Source organism: Leisingera sp. S232 (genome assembly GCF_049800895.1).
Taxonomy (GTDB): domain Bacteria; phylum Pseudomonadota; class Alphaproteobacteria; order Rhodobacterales; family Rhodobacteraceae; genus Leisingera.
Genome location: NZ_JBNAFX010000023.1, coordinates 1 through 14,061, shown reverse-complemented (window position 1 = coordinate 14,061; position 14,061 = coordinate 1). Strand labels below are relative to the sequence as shown.

The window sequence follows — 14,061 nt, the reverse complement described above, 5'->3', positions numbered from 1 at the left end:
GTTCTAGGGCGAGGGAGCACCATGGCCGCACAATCTTATGACGTGATCGTAATCGGCGCCGGGCCGGGGGGATATGTGGCGGCCATCCGTGCTGCTCAGCTGGGGCTGAAGACCTGCGTGGTCGAGCGTGAGCATCTGGGCGGCATCTGTCTGAACTGGGGCTGCATTCCGACCAAAGCGCTGCTGCGCTCGTCAGAAGTGTTTCATCTGATGGAACGCGCCAAGGATTTTGGTCTGAAGGCGGACAACATCGGCTATGATCTGGATGCGGTGGTGAAACGCTCGCGCGGGGTGGCAAAACAGCTGTCCTCCGGCATCGGTCATCTGATGAAGAAGAACAAGATCGACGTTGTCATGGGGGCGGCCACCCTTCCGGCCAAGGGCAAGGTTTCGGTCAAAACGGACAAGGGAACCCAGGAGCTGACCGCCAAGAACATCGTTCTGGCCACCGGCGCCCGCGCCCGCGAGCTGCCGGGGCTGGAAGCGGACGGCGATCTGGTCTGGACCTACAAACACGCGCTGGATCCGGTGCGGATGCCGAAGAAACTTCTGGTGATCGGCTCTGGCGCCATCGGCATCGAATTTGCCAGCTTCTACAATACGCTTGGCGCCGACACGACTGTTGTCGAAGTGATGGACCGGGTGCTGCCGGTGGAAGACGCGGAAATCTCGGCCTTTGCCAAGAAGGCCTTTGTGAAGCAGGGCATGAAGATCATGGAGAAAGCCATGGTCAAGCAGCTGGACCGCGCGCCTTCGAAATCCGGGGGCAAGGTAACGGCCCATATCGAGGTCGGCGGCAAGGTTGAGACACAGGAGTTCGACACCGTGATCTCTGCTGTGGGGATCGTCGGCAATGTCGAAGGGCTGGGGCTGGAGGCGCTTGGCGTCAAGATCGACCGTACCCATGTTGTGACCGATGACTATTGCCGCACCGGCGTCGACGGGCTGTATGCCATCGGCGATATCGCCGGCGCCCCCTGGCTGGCGCATAAGGCGTCGCATGAAGGCGTCATGGTGGCCGAACTGATCGCGGGCAAACATGCCCACGCCGTAAAGCCCGAGAGCATTGCAGGCTGTACCTACTGCCATCCGCAGGTGGCCAGTGTTGGCTATACCGAGGCCAAAGCCAAGGAGCTGGGCTATGACATCAAGGTCGGCCGCTTCCCCTTTATCGGCAACGGCAAGGCAATTGCCCTGGGCGAGGCTGAGGGCATGGTAAAGACCATCTTTGACGCCAAGACCGGCGAGCTGCTGGGCGCCCATATGGTTGGTGCCGAGGTGACAGAGATGATTCAGGGCTATGTGGTGGGCCGTCAGCTGGAAACCACCGAGGAAGACCTGATGAACACTGTCTTCCCGCACCCGACGCTGAGCGAGATGATGCACGAAAGCGTGCTGGATGCCTATGGGCGTGTGATCCACATGTAAGCAGTTGCCTGCAGAGCAATCTTTCAGAAGCGGCCTTTGCGGGGCCGCTTTTTTGTCGCGCGTCTGCACTGGCTTCCTGAACCGCAGCGGGATAACCATTGGCGGTGCACAAGTAAAAGGGCAGACGCCATGCCGGAGACCGCAACCACCCGCTGGGGCGCAGTATTGGCTGTCTGGGCTGCCGGACTGGGGGCCGCCGCGCAATACGGCAAGGTGTCGGTTGTTTTTGATCAGCTTGCCACGCTCTATCCCGAGGCCGGTCCGGCGCTGAGCCTCAGCGTGTCGATGACCGGGGTTCTGGGTATCCTGCTGGGCGTGGTCGCCGGTCTTTTTGTTTCATCATTTGGCTACCGGCGGTCGCTGGTCTGGGCCTTGTGGAGCGGTGCGGCGATGTCGGCGCTTCAGGTCCTGCATCTGCCTTATGGGCTGTTTCTGGTGACCCGGCTGATCGAGGGGCTGTCGCATCTGGGCATCGTCGTTGCCGGGCCGACGCTGATGGCTTTGCTGGCCAATGAGCGGCAGCGGGGCACGGCCTTGACAGCGTGGAGCACGTTCTTTGGTGTGTCTTTTGCGCTGCTGAATTGGCTGGGGCTGCCGCTGGTGGCAGCACAGGGGCTGCTGGCATTGTTCGCGGCCCATGCGATGCTTATGGCGGCGCTGGCGCTGCTGCTGGCCTGGGCCATGCGAAACCTGCCGGTGCCGGAACGCCAGCCTTTGCCGCCGCTGGCGGAACTGCCGGCTCTGCATCTGAGCATCTACCGCTCTCCGTTCAAACTGGCACCGGCTGCGGGCTGGCTGTTTTACACCTCCTGTTTTGTGGCGCTGCTGACGGTGCTGCCGCCGCATCTGCCCGAGAGCCAGCGGGCCATTGTGATGGGGGCATTTCCGCTGATCTCCATCGCCGCGTCGATGACAGTCGGCGTTGCCCTGCTGCGGGTCATGCCGGCTGTCCAGCTGGCGCAGGCGGGTTACGGTCTGTGTACTGCGGCCGGTCTGTGGCTCTGGGCGGTGCCGGGCGACTGGCTGGCCTGTTTCGCGCTGGCCGCCGCCTTTGGCCTGGTGCAGAGCGGCAGCTTTGCCTGTGTTCCGCAGCTGAACAGCACCGCGGCCGATCAGGCAGAGGCCAACGGCGCCATGTCGCAGGCGGGCAATGCAGGCAATGTGATCGGCACGCCGCTGTTGCTGGCAGCCCTGGGCATTGCCGGATATGGCGGCATGATGCTGGTGGTCTGCGGGCTGTTTGTTGGCGGTATTCTGGTGCACCAGACCTTGGCAGCAAGGCGGAGGCAGGTCGCGGCGCTGTAGGGCTGCATCCAGCCAGACGGCACCGCTGCAGGAAGCAGGTTAGGGGCAGCTTTTCTGCTGCTGACAGCTGCTGTCAGTAAAGTTCCACCTGTTCGTGCAATGTTCTCTTTTGGGGCTTGGCGTTTTCCACAGCATTCCCTATCTGTAGGGCGGGCGTCCGCCAAGGGTTCGGCGACGCGGGCACGGGGGCATTATGGCTGAGCTGAAATCCATCGAAGTGCGCGGTGCGCGCGAGCACAATCTGAAAAGCATCGACGTGGATATTCCGCGCGACGAGCTGGTGGTGATCACCGGTCTTTCGGGTTCGGGCAAATCCTCGCTGGCGTTTGACACCATCTATGCCGAGGGCCAGCGCCGCTATGTCGAAAGCCTGTCGGCCTATGCGCGCCAGTTCCTGGACATGATGGAAAAGCCGGATGTGGACCACATCAGCGGCCTGTCACCCGCGATTTCGATTGAGCAGAAGACGACGTCGAAGAACCCGCGCTCTACTGTTGGCACGGTGACCGAAATCTATGACTATCTGCGTCTGCTGTTTGCCCGCGCCGGCACGCCGTATTCCCCGGCCACCGGCAAGCCGATTGAGGCACAGCAGGTGCAGGACATGGTCGACCGGATCATGGAGATGGAGGAGGGCACCCGCGGTTATCTGCTGGCGCCGATCGTTCGCGACCGCAAGGGCGAATATAAAAAGGAATTCCTGGAACTGCGTAAGCAGGGTTTCCAGCGGGTGAAGGTGGACGGGGAGTTTCATGAACTCGACGAGCCGCCCACGCTGGACAAGAAGTTCCGCCATGACATTGACGTGGTGGTGGACCGGCTGGTGGTGCGCGAAGGGATGGAGACCCGGCTGGCAGACAGCCTGCGCACCGCGCTGGATCTGGCGGATGGCATCGCCATTCTGGAAACCGCCCCGCGCGAGGGTGATCCGGAACGGATCACCTTCAGCGAAAATTTTGCCTGCCCGGTCAGCGGTTTCACCATCCCTGAAATCGAACCGCGGTTGTTTTCCTTCAACGCGCCATTTGGGGCCTGCCCGGAATGTGACGGGCTGGGGGTTGAGCTGTTCTTTGACGAACGGCTGGTGGTGCCGGACCAAAGCCTGAAGGTCTATGACGGTGCGCTGGCGCCCTGGCGCAAGGGCAAGTCGCCGTATTTTCTGCAGACCATCGAGGCCATCGCCAAACATTACGCGTTTGACAAGAACACCGTCTGGAAGGACCTGCCGGAGAAGGTGCAGAAGGTGTTTCTGTATGGTTCCGGCGAGGAGGAGATCCCCTTTCGCTATGACGAGGGCGGGCGGGTCTATCAGGTGGAACGCACCTTCGAGGGCGTCATTCCGAATATGGAGCGGCGGTACCGTGAGACCGATTCCAACTGGATCCGTGAAGAATTCGAACGCTATCAGAACAACCGCCATTGCCACCATTGCGAGGGCTACCGTCTGCGCGAAGAGGCGCTGGCGGTAAAGATTGCCGGTGTCCATGCCGGTCAGGTAGTGCAGCTATCGATCCGCGAGGCGCTGGCCTGGATCGAAGACGTGCCAAACCATCTGACCCAGCAAAAACAGGAAATCGCCCGCGCCATCGTCAAGGAGATCCGCGAACGGCTGGGTTTTCTGAACAATGTCGGGCTGGAGTATCTGTCGCTTAGCCGCAATTCCGGCACCCTGTCCGGCGGCGAGAGCCAGCGGATCCGGCTGGCGTCGCAGATCGGTTCCGGCCTGACCGGGGTTCTTTATGTTCTGGACGAACCCTCTATCGGGTTGCACCAGCGCGACAACGACCGGCTGATCGGCACCTTGAAGAACCTGCGCGATCAGGGCAACACGGTGATTGTGGTGGAGCATGACGAGGACATGATCCGGCAGGCGGATTATGTGTTCGACATCGGCCCCGGCGCCGGGGTGCATGGCGGCGAAGTTGTCAGCCATGGCACGCCGGGTGCGGTTGCTGCGGATACCGGCTCAATCACTGGCCAGTATTTGTCTGGCACCCGTGAAATTGCGGTGCCGTCCAAGCGGCGCAAGGGCAACAAGAAGAAGATCAAAGTGGTCAAGGCCACCGGCAACAACCTGAAAGAGGTGACGGCGGAATTTCCGCTGGGCAAGTTCGTCTGTGTGACTGGCGTGTCGGGCGGTGGCAAGTCGACGCTGACCATCGAAACGCTGTTCAAGACGGCCTCTATGCGGCTCAATGGGGCGCGCCAGACGCCGGCGCCCTGCGAGAGCATCAAAGGGCTGGAGCATCTGGACAAGGTGATCGACATCGACCAGCGCCCGATCGGGCGCACGCCGCGGTCTAACCCGGCCACTTATACCGGGGCCTTTACCCCGATCCGCGACTGGTTTGCCGGCCTGCCTGAGGCCAAAACGCGTGGCTACAAACCGGGGCGGTTTTCTTTCAACGTCAAGGGCGGGCGTTGCGAAGCCTGTCAGGGTGACGGGGTCATCAAGATCGAGATGCATTTCCTGCCCGACGTCTATGTGACCTGCGAGACCTGCAAGGGCGCGCGTTACAACCGGGAGACGCTGGAGATCAAGTTCAAGGGCAAGAGCATTGCCGATGTGCTTGATATGACGGTGGAAGATGCGCAGGTTTTCTTTCAGGCGGTGCCGTCGATCCGCGACAAGATGGACGCGCTGATGCGGGTGGGGCTGGGCTATATCAAGGTGGGCCAGCAGGCCACCACGCTGTCAGGCGGCGAAGCGCAGCGGGTGAAACTGTCCAAGGAACTGGCGAAACGCTCGACCGGGCGGACGCTGTATATTCTGGACGAACCGACGACCGGCCTGCATTTCGAGGACGTGAAGAAACTGCTGGAAGTGCTGCATGAGCTGGTGAAGCAGGGCAATTCGGTGGTGGTGATCGAACATAATCTCGACGTGGTAAAAACGGCGGACTGGATCATCGACATAGGCCCCGAAGGCGGTGATGGCGGCGGCGAGATTGTGGCGGCAGGTACGCCGGAGGCGGTGGCAGAGGAGCCGCGCAGCCATACGGGTCGCTATCTGAAGGATATTCTGGCGGCGCGGAAGGTGGCGGCGGAATGAAATTCATGGCGCTTGCGGCAGGACTGATTTGTATGCTGCAAGCTCCATTTGCAAATGCTGAGCGTGCGCCAAAATGCTTTGGCTGGGCGGTAGAATACTGTGAGTGCAGCGCATTATTTTCAGTTTTGGAAACTGAACTGACGACCCCAGAACAGCGGAAAATGGATGAGTGGCGGAAATTGGCGGAAAGGCTGCGGTCTTGGTCCTACTCTATGATGGGAAAGGAACTTGGGGATCGGCTGATAGACGCCAGAATTGTTGAGTGGCGGACGTTGCCTTCGACAATTGAGACACATCGAGAGTTTGCCCAGATCCTGTCCAATTGCGCCAGGTTCTGGGATGGATCTCTTTCGGAGCTCCCCGTTTCCATTGGACCTTAAGCCTTTAGTCCAGACACTTCTTCGTCTGTGGCGTGAAAAACTGTTCAGAGTAAGGGGCGCTGCCCCTCTTGGCCTGTGGCCAATTCACCCTGGAGTATTTTGCAAAGGTGAATGGGGGCAGCGGTTTTGCATGTCATCCGGTCTGTGCGGCTGCAGCGCGGGTCTGCAGCAGCGGGATCAGAAACAGCGCCAGAAGACCTGTGTTCATTGCCACGTTGAACCACGCACCGGCGGCGAAGGAGCCGAGGCTGTCCGGAAGATACCAGGCCATGAGGGCCGGGATCAGCAGGCGGCGACCAAGTGCTGGGTCCTTTGCATAGATATGCTGTGTGATCAGATAGATCAGCACGCAGAAGCCGCACATCAGCCCGCCACTGATGGCAGTCATCAACGCGGCTGAACCGGGAGTGAGAGCCTGGGCGCCATCCACTGGCAGGAAGGCTAGGTCGATGAACAGGTTGAGAGCGGCGCCCAGCGGGGTGGCCAGGGCCAGCACCATGGCAAGGCCGAAGGCAGCAGAACAAAGCGAGACGAGCTTGAGCATGCGGATTCTAGAAGAATGGGTCAAAGGGGGCTCCTGTGCGGTTTCTGACGCAGGATGCGGCGACGGCGGGACGGAAAACAATTACCTCAGAGGTAAGTGAAACTCTGGCAGCAGTTTCTTAGGCTGCGGAAAACGGAGGCGGCGGATGGCTGAAAGCTTTGGGTTGGTTTTGAAGAAATGGCGCGGGCTGCGGCGGATGAGCCAGATGGGGCTGGCGCTGCAGGCCGGTGTTTCAGCGCGGCATGTGTCGTTTCTGGAAAGCGGCCGCGCGCGCCCCAGCAGAGGCATGGTGCTGCGCCTGAGCGAAGAGCTGCAGCTGCCGGGCGGGGCGCAGAACCAGCTGCTGACGGCGGCAGGGCTGGCACCCGCCTATGCGCGCCGGGCCCTGGAGGATGCAGAGCTGGCGCCGTTGCGGCAGGCAGCAGAAAGGATGATGGCGGCACATGCGCCATTTCCGGCCATGATCATTGACCGGCACTGGCGGCTGCTGGACCTAAATCCGCCGATGGGTCTGATGCTGAGCAGTGCCGGTATCGCCAAGGGGAGCAGCCTGATCGAAGCGCTTCTGGACAATGCGGCGCTGCGGGCTGCGCTGGAAAATCTGGAGGAGGTGGAGCGGCTGAGCCTGGCGCGGCTTAGGACCGAGCTGGCACATTTCGGTTCGGATCCGGTTCTGGAGCAGGCTGTGGCACGGTTGCAGGAAAACATTGCTGCCAGTGGCGGGCCGCAGGATGCGGTGCTGCCGGCGGTGATCCCGGCCCGTTACCGGATGGGCGGGCAGGTGCTGGCGTTCTTTTCTACCATCACCCAGTTCGGCGGCACCGGGGATCTGGCGATGTCGGAGCTGCGGATCGAAATGCTGTTTCCGGCAGACAGCGGGACGCGTGCAGCGATGGACGCCATGGCCCCGGGCTGATGGCAAACGGAGGCGTCGTTACCTTGGCAGATCGCCTGCAGTCCCGATCAGGCGCAGAACCTTGTGGGTTTCCCGGTTCACCTGATAGATATAGCCGCCGGCCTGAACATAGGTACCGTAAGGATCAGGCGCCCATTGCCCCGGTGCGCCAATCCAGATGTAGTCGTACAGGATGTGATCGCCGCGGCGATAGAACCTTTTGGCTTCCTGTGCCGGCGTGCAAAAAGAGGCTTTCCTTGCCAGTCCGTGCGGGCATTCCAGAGCGGATTTTCCCGCGCCGCCGCTGCTGCCTGCCGCCAGTGGAATTGCCAACGCAGTGACGGTGGCAAGAGCAGTGATTGAACCAAAATGACGGCGTAACATTTACAGCGGCCCTTTCTTCGCTGACAGCTTCTCTTAAAGAGCTGGGCAGGGAAGCCAAGTGGCCGGGAAACGGGCGGCGATACGCCGCCATTTGCTGCTTATGCGGCGGCGAGAACCCGCGCTTCGTAACTGCGCAAAGACGGGCGGGCGGCATTCCCGTAGCCGCGGCCGGTTTCCGCGCAGAGGTCTGGAAACAATTCGCAGATCTCCGCCTGCGTGCCTGCGTCAAAACCGCAAGCCGTTTCCGGGCCGGGCTGGTAGCTTTCGCTGAGGGCGCCGTTGGCCCAGAGAATCTGATGGCTGCCGAAAAGCAGATGAAAATACTCCACCTCCTTGAGGTCCAGCGCCGGGCGTACGGATTTATCGTTGACCAGGTCTTTGGCTTTGACCAGCACTTCCTGTTCACCGAACAAGAGCTGTGCCAGCGGTGCCGCCACAACCATTCTGTGCTGAGGGGAGACATAGAGGTCGCGGGTGTTGCCGCAGCTGCCCGCGGCAAAGCGGATCGGGGCGGTTTCAGCGGTGCAAACTGTGCGGCGGCTGCCGGTCCATTGCAGGACCTGGGGGCCGTTGTCCAATGTCATCACCTGCATGCCGGGGCGCAGGTCTTCGATCGGGACATCTCCATCTGGGGTGCGGATCAGCGTGCCGCGCAGGAAACAAGGTACGGTCTGGTTGATCTCGACCAGGCCGGTGTCGGAGTTGCCCTCGCCGTTGTCCACCGTGTAGTTGAAATAGACAGTTTCCAGGTCACTGTCGGTATCTACCGAAAGGGTTCCATCAGCGTTCAGGGTGATTTCCTGGCCTGTGGCCAGGGTAACGGTATCGCCGACGTTGACTGCCTGATCGTTGATATGGGTGATGGACAGGGTGCCGGAAGCGGTGGTGTCATTGTCCAGAACATCGATCACCCGGGTCTTGTTGATGGCGATGTCTTCCTGATCGTCCTGAGCGACGATTGCGGTCTGAACCGACCCGCCGGCAATCAGCAGGTTTGTGTCATAAGAACTGTCTGCCGTATCAGCGACACCGATTTTCAGAGTGTTGGCCACACCTGTATTTACTGGCGCGATGAAGGTCAGGGTGATGGTGAACCCGTCCATCTCGGTGTTGTATTGGTCGCCGGTATTGTCGACATAGACGTTTTCGGTGCCGTCGTTGATATTGCCGATCGAGGCGGTGCCGTCGCCGATTGTCACCTGGGCCTCGACCCCGTTCACCCAGACACCGATGACGTCGTTGTACTGGGAGTTGGCGAATTCCGGGTATTCCTCTGAGGACAGTACAAAGTCGATGGTCAGCGTATCGCCGTCCGGGATGAACTCGACTTCCAGAAAGGACGCATCCAAGGTGCTGGCGCCGGCCAGCGTGTTGAAATCTGAATCGTTGTTGATGCCGCCGGTATTGGTGGAGGTGTTTGTATTCTGATTGGTGTTGGTGCTGCCGTCACTGTTGGTGAAGTCCTGCACGTGACCGGTGGACAGGATGACACCGGAATCAGCAGGTGCCACACCAGGTGTGGTTGTGTCGGCACCGGTGTAGATGCCAGAAGACAGTGTATCGCCGCTGTAACTGGCGCTTGTGACCGTGACGCCGTCGCCAAAAATCTCATCAGCCATTTGAATGGCAGACGCAGAGGAGTCGATGTTCAGTTCAGTTGCTATTGCCATCGGTGCAATCTCTTCCCGGCAAGAAAGGTTAACAATCTGTTTCTGAATGGTCAACAAATGTGGCAGAACTGCGGCAGGGTGGCGCCGACAACCGGGAGTTTATTAAAATTTTCAGAGAACCTTCGAAAGGCAGGGCAATTTTACCTATTTCAGCTCCCAGACCGATCTAAGGGGACAGTCCAAAGTGTTGTCGGTCTAGCAGAAGGCCGCGCAGGCGGCCCGCTGTCTTAATCCTGGCGGCCACGCCTTTCAAAACGCGGCAGCATGGCCGAGAAATCCAGGCCTTTGCCGTCCTCTTCATCCACAAACGACTTGTAAAGCGCCATAGCCAGTTCACCCATCGGGGTGTCTGCATCGGCGCTGACCGCGGCCTGCTGGCTGAGGCCCAGATCCTTGAGCATCAGTTCCGCCGCAAACCCCGGCTGGTAGCCATTGTCGGCGGGCGACTGCGGGCCAACACCAGGGGCGGGGCAATAGGCGTTCATTGTCCAGCTATAGCCGGAGGATGTGGAGACCACATCGAACATTTTCTGCCGGTCCAGACCCAGTTTGTCTGCCAGAGCAAAGGCTTCGCAAGTGGCGATCATGGTGACGCCTAGAATCATGTTGTTGCAGATTTTGGCGGCCTGACCGGCGCCGTCTTCGCCGCAATGCACGGCCTTCTGGCCCATGATGTCGAACAGCGGCTCTGCTGCTGCAAAGGCTTCGGATGACCCGCCAGCCATGAAAGTCAACGTACCACCCGCGGCGCCGCCGATGCCGCCGGAGACGGGGGCGTCAACGGTGAGAAGCCCAGCAGCCTGGGCCTGTTCGGCAACAGCGCGGGCGGACTCCACGTCGACAGTCGAACAATCGATGAGAGCAGCGCCAGCAGCCATTGCCGGGATAACCTCTGCTGCAACAAGGCGCAGAATGGCGCCGTTGGGCAGCATGGTGATGACAGCATCTGCGCCTGCGGCGGCTGCCGGACCAGAGGCCGCCATGGTGACGCCTTCGACGCTGACATCGGCCATGTCGAATCCGGTGACCTGGTGGCCGGCCTTGGCCAGGTTCGCGGCCATCGGCGCGCCCATGTTGCCCAGTCCGATAAATCCGATCTTCATCTGAGTACCTCCTCGAATGTCAGCGCATCGGCGCCCAGCGGCGCCAGCATGTCCTCAACCGCCTGTGCAGGCACAGCCTGGCCAGCATATTGCCACTGCGGATTGCGGTCCTTGTCTATGATCTGGGCCCGGATGCCTTCCAGGAAATCGCTTTGTGCCATGGCACGGAAAGTATAGCGGTATTCCAGATCAAGCGCACGGCGGACAGCAGGGCCGTCTGCACGCAGCCGGCGCAGCATTTCCAGCGTGCAGGCCATCGACAGCGGAGAATTGCGGTTCAGGGACTTCAGCGTCTTGATGGTGAACGTGCTGTCCTCGGCCTTGAGCCCCGCAACAATATCTTCCAGCCGGTCCTTGCCAAAATACTTCGCAATGTCCTTGCGCACAGTGCGCAGATTGCCCGCCGGTGCGGCCTGTGCGGCTTCTTCTGCCAGTCTGGCCTGACCGGTTTCCTCCAGCGCGGCGATCAGGGCGGGCCAGCCGTCCTGCGGGATGAAGTAATCGGCAAAGCCTGCCAGGATCGCATCATCAGCCCCCATCCGCGCGGCTGTCATGCCGAGATATTCGCCCAGATGGTCCGGCGCCAGCGCCAGCATCAGCGAGCCGCCCACATCGGGCACCAGGCCTATGCCGACCTCCGGCATGGCAATCTGACTGCTTTCGCCGACCACCCTATGGGTGCCATGGCAGCCGATGCCCACGCCGCCGCCCATGGTGAAGCCCTGCATGAAGCTGATCACAGGTTTCTTGTATTCAAAAATCAGCGCGTTCAGCCGGTATTCATCGCGCCAGAAGGTGCGGCCATAGGAATAGTCGCCCTTGGTGCCCGTGTCATATAGTTCTGCAATGTCGCCGCCTGCACAGAACGCCTTGTCGCCCTCGGCGTCGATCACCACCAGCTTGACAGTGCCATCCGTTGCCCATGCACGCATGGCCGCGTCGATGGCCAGGCACATGTCATAGCTCATCGCATTCAGCGCCTTGGGGCGAGTGAAGGTGATGCGCCCGGCCTGGCCTGATTTTCGGATGTGGATGTCACTCATTTGGCGTGTTCCATCTAGGGTTTCTGCCGCGCAGTCTGGGGCAGGGCGGATCAGTCTGCAATCAACTGACGCGCGATGATCAGGCGCATGATCTCGTTGGTGCCTTCCAGAATCTGATGCACCCGGAGGTCACGCACGATCTTCTCGATGCCGTAGTCGGCCAGGTAGCCGTAGCCGCCATGCAGCTGCAGGCAGCCATTGGCGACGTCAAAGGCGGTGTCGGTGACCATCAGCTTGGCCATGGCGCAGAATTTGGTGGCGTCATGGGCGCCTGTGTCCAGTTTCCACGCAGCCTGGCGCAGGAAGGTGCGGGCGGCCTGCAGGCGGGTTTCATATTCCGCCAGTCGGAATTGCAGCGCCTGGAACTGGTTGATCGATTTGCCGAAGGCCTTGCGTTCGGACATGTATTGCACGGTTTGATCCAGCGCTGACTGCGCGCCGCCCAATGCACCGGCCGAGATGTTCAGCCGACCGCCGTCGAGGCCCGCCATCGCATAAGAGAACCCTTTGCCTTCTTCGCCGATCAGGTTGCCTGCCGGTATCGTGCAATCATCGAACTGCACCTGCGAGGTGGGCTGCGCCTTCCAGCCCATCTTGTCCTCCAGCGCGCCAAACGACAGGCCGGGGGTGCCGTCCTCGACCACCACGGTGGAGATACCTTTGGGGCCGTCCGCACCGGTGCGGCACATGACAACATAAGCGTCAGAGTAGGAGCCGCCGGAGATGAACGCCTTGGTGCCGTTCAGCACATAGCCGGCATCGCTACGCTCGGCACGGGTTTTGAGGGCAGCGGCGTCGGAGCCAGAGCCGGGTTCGGTCAGGCAGTAGGAGAAGATCTTCTCCATGGTGCACAGGCTGGGCAGCCATTTCTGCTTGGTCTCCTCGGAACCGAACTTGTCGATCATGCCGCCGCACATGTTGTGGATCGACAGAAAGGAGCCGACAGCAGGGTCGGCCATCGCCAGAGCTTCAAAAACGAGGGTGGCATCCAGCCGCGACAGGCCGGAGCCGCCATATTCCTCGGAGACATAAAGGCCCCCGAAACCCAGGTCTGCCAGCTGCGGCCAGAGTGTTTTGGGGATAGTGCCAGCCTTTTCCCAATCGCGGGACTGTGGCGCGATATTGTCCTGGCCGAATGCATGCGCCATGTCGAAAATGGCCTGCTGTTCCTCTGACAGTGCAAAATCCATATGCCGTTCCTCCCGCCGATCCAGTGAATTGAACAGTTGTTAATTTAATAGCGGTCAGAGGAGGCTGAAGCAACCTGCGCAATTGCAAAGCCACCGTGCAGCAATGCCGCTCTCAAGGGGCACGAAGCGCGGTCACCTTTACGCGACGAAGCGGTGCGCGCTATTTTGAAGTGCGACTCCTATTAGAAAACAATGAGTTATCTAATAGGAGGAATATTGCATGGGAACGGTATATACGCAACTGAGCTTACAAGAACGGCGCAGGATCGAAGACTGGTGGCTTGCAAAGGTCCCTGTCGCTGAGATGGCGCGCGTTTTGAAGCGTCACAAGTCGACGATATTCCGAGAGATCAAACGCAACTTCTGGGCCGATGATGCCTTTCCCAAGAAGTACGCGGGATACTTCGGCATGGCAGCACACCAGCGCACGCAGCAACGCCGTTCCACGCAACGCAAGCTGATCAGACATCCCGATCTGTGCAAGCGCGTCATCGAACGGATCAAGCAAGGATGGACGCCCGAGCAGATCGGCAACCGGATGATCTATGAAGGTGCTACGCTACGCGTCTGCCAGGAGACGATCTACCGCTACATCTATTCTAAGGAAGGCATGGACCAAGAGCTCTGGTGGTACTTGCCCGAACATCGGAAATCCCGCAGGCCACGCCGTGCCAGGAAGCGCCAGAAGCCCAAGTTCGACCGTGATGTCAGCATTCTATTCCGGCCAGATGATGTCGCTCACCGTCGCCAGTTTGGGCACTGGGAGGGAGATTTGATGCTGTTCAAACAGAAACTTGGGCAAACCAATGTCACCTCGCTGGTCGAACGTGTCAGCCGCTTCACCGTGCTGCTGAAGAACCCGAACAAGCGCACCAAGCCGGTGATGGGGAAAATTATGAAAGCCGTACGCGACCTGCCTCATCTGGCCCGCAAATCAATCACCTTTGATCGCGGTACCGAGTTCGTCAGCTGGCCACATTTGCAGGCCGAAATCGGGACGCAGACATGGTTCTGCGATCCTTCCAGCCCGTGGCAAAAAGGCACGGTCGAGAACACCAATCGAAGGG

12 protein-coding genes are annotated in these 14,061 nt (G+C 60.3%); 6 read left to right on the top strand and 6 right to left on the bottom strand.

The features are described 5' to 3' along the window. Positions 1-21: 21 nt before the first annotated feature. From lpdA to ACP151_RS14000, 4 genes are all read left to right on the top strand, one after another. A complete protein-coding gene (gene lpdA, locus ACP151_RS14015) occupies positions 22-1,428 on the top strand; it encodes a dihydrolipoyl dehydrogenase (RefSeq protein WP_424979524.1) in 1,407 nt (468 codons plus the stop codon). A 129-nt stretch (positions 1,429-1,557) separates the two neighbouring features. Further along, the gene (locus tag ACP151_RS14010; RefSeq protein WP_424979523.1) at positions 1,558-2,733 is read left to right on the top strand and encodes an MFS transporter; all 1,176 of its coding nucleotides are present in this window, start codon (positions 1,558-1,560) and stop codon (positions 2,731-2,733) included. Positions 2,734-2,926: 193 nt separating this feature from the next. Beyond that, positions 2,927-5,785, top strand: coding sequence for an excinuclease ABC subunit UvrA (uvrA, locus tag ACP151_RS14005; protein WP_424979522.1), 2,859 nt, complete (start codon positions 2,927-2,929; stop codon positions 5,783-5,785). After that, entirely contained in the window at positions 5,782-6,165 is a 384-nt protein-coding gene (locus ACP151_RS14000) for a hypothetical protein (protein ID WP_424979521.1), read from the top strand. Before uvrA ends, ACP151_RS14000 begins: the two co-directional genes overlap by 4 nt. 133 nt (positions 6,166-6,298) lie before the next feature. Here the strand turns inward: ACP151_RS14000 and ACP151_RS13995 are convergent, their stop codons facing one another. Beyond that, the gene (locus ACP151_RS13995) at positions 6,299-6,664 is read right to left on the bottom strand and encodes an excinuclease ABC subunit A (protein WP_424979576.1); all 366 of its coding nucleotides are present in this window, start codon (positions 6,662-6,664) and stop codon (positions 6,299-6,301) included. A gap of 190 nt (positions 6,665-6,854) precedes the next feature. Here ACP151_RS13995 and ACP151_RS13990 point away from each other — a divergent pair, with 190 nt between their 5' ends. Further along, positions 6,855-7,625, top strand: a complete 771-nt coding sequence (locus ACP151_RS13990; RefSeq protein ID WP_424979520.1) for a helix-turn-helix domain-containing protein — start codon at positions 6,855-6,857, stop codon at positions 7,623-7,625. Positions 7,626-7,643: 18 nt separating this feature from the next. Here the strand turns inward: ACP151_RS13990 and ACP151_RS13985 are convergent, their stop codons facing one another. The 5 genes from ACP151_RS13985 to ACP151_RS13965 all read right to left on the bottom strand — a co-directional run bounded on the left by ACP151_RS13985 (position 7,644) and on the right by ACP151_RS13965 (position 12,994). Next, positions 7,644-7,988: a hypothetical protein gene (locus ACP151_RS13985; RefSeq protein WP_424979519.1), complete on the bottom strand. Its 345-nt coding sequence runs from the start codon at positions 7,986-7,988 to the stop codon at positions 7,644-7,646. Positions 7,989-8,086: 98 nt separating this feature from the next. Continuing rightward, positions 8,087-9,658 carry a Hint domain-containing protein gene (locus tag ACP151_RS13980; RefSeq protein ID WP_424979518.1) on the bottom strand — a complete coding sequence of 524 codons (1,572 nt, stop codon included), beginning with the start codon at positions 9,656-9,658 and terminating at the stop codon, positions 8,087-8,089. A gap of 227 nt (positions 9,659-9,885) precedes the next feature. Then, complete coding sequence (gene mmsB, locus ACP151_RS13975) at positions 9,886-10,761, bottom strand: 3-hydroxyisobutyrate dehydrogenase (RefSeq protein ID WP_424979517.1); 876 nt, start codon at positions 10,759-10,761, stop codon at positions 9,886-9,888. Continuing rightward, on the bottom strand, positions 10,758-11,804 hold the full coding sequence (locus tag ACP151_RS13970; protein WP_424979516.1) for an enoyl-CoA hydratase/isomerase family protein: 1,047 nt from the start codon (positions 11,802-11,804) through the stop codon (positions 10,758-10,760). Before ACP151_RS13970 ends, mmsB begins: the two co-directional genes overlap by 4 nt. A 50-nt stretch (positions 11,805-11,854) precedes the next feature. Beyond that, positions 11,855-12,994, bottom strand: a complete 1,140-nt coding sequence (locus ACP151_RS13965; protein ID WP_424979515.1) for an acyl-CoA dehydrogenase family protein — start codon at positions 12,992-12,994, stop codon at positions 11,855-11,857. Positions 12,995-13,214: 220 nt separating this feature from the next. On the opposite strand from ACP151_RS13965, the gene ACP151_RS13960 reads away from it, so the two are divergent. Further along, positions 13,215-14,061 (top strand): IS30 family transposase (locus ACP151_RS13960; protein WP_424977595.1); only part of this gene is annotated, 847 nt, incomplete at its 3' end.

What these genes read in the sequence shown, in the direction of transcription:
- lpdA (WP_424979524.1), top strand. Translation starts at nt 22, where the DNA reads ATGGCCGCACAATCTTATGACGTGATCGTAATCGGCGCCGGGCCGGGG.
- ACP151_RS14010 (WP_424979523.1), top strand. Translation starts at nt 1,558, where the DNA reads ATGCCGGAGACCGCAACCACCCGCTGGGGCGCAGTATTGGCTGTCTGG.
- uvrA (WP_424979522.1), top strand. Translation starts at nt 2,927, where the DNA reads ATGGCTGAGCTGAAATCCATCGAAGTGCGCGGTGCGCGCGAGCACAAT.
- ACP151_RS14000 (WP_424979521.1), top strand. Translation starts at nt 5,782, where the DNA reads ATGAAATTCATGGCGCTTGCGGCAGGACTGATTTGTATGCTGCAAGCT.
- ACP151_RS13995 (WP_424979576.1), bottom strand. Translation starts at nt 6,664, where the DNA reads ATGGTGCTGGCCCTGGCCACCCCGCTGGGCGCCGCTCTCAACCTGTTC.
- ACP151_RS13990 (WP_424979520.1), top strand. Translation starts at nt 6,855, where the DNA reads ATGGCTGAAAGCTTTGGGTTGGTTTTGAAGAAATGGCGCGGGCTGCGG.
- ACP151_RS13985 (WP_424979519.1), bottom strand. Translation starts at nt 7,988, where the DNA reads ATGTTACGCCGTCATTTTGGTTCAATCACTGCTCTTGCCACCGTCACT.
- ACP151_RS13980 (WP_424979518.1), bottom strand. Translation starts at nt 9,658, where the DNA reads ATGGCAATAGCAACTGAACTGAACATCGACTCCTCTGCGTCTGCCATT.
- mmsB (WP_424979517.1), bottom strand. Translation starts at nt 10,761, where the DNA reads ATGAAGATCGGATTTATCGGACTGGGCAACATGGGCGCGCCGATGGCC.
- ACP151_RS13970 (WP_424979516.1), bottom strand. Translation starts at nt 11,804, where the DNA reads ATGAGTGACATCCACATCCGAAAATCAGGCCAGGCCGGGCGCATCACC.
- ACP151_RS13965 (WP_424979515.1), bottom strand. Translation starts at nt 12,994, where the DNA reads ATGGATTTTGCACTGTCAGAGGAACAGCAGGCCATTTTCGACATGGCG.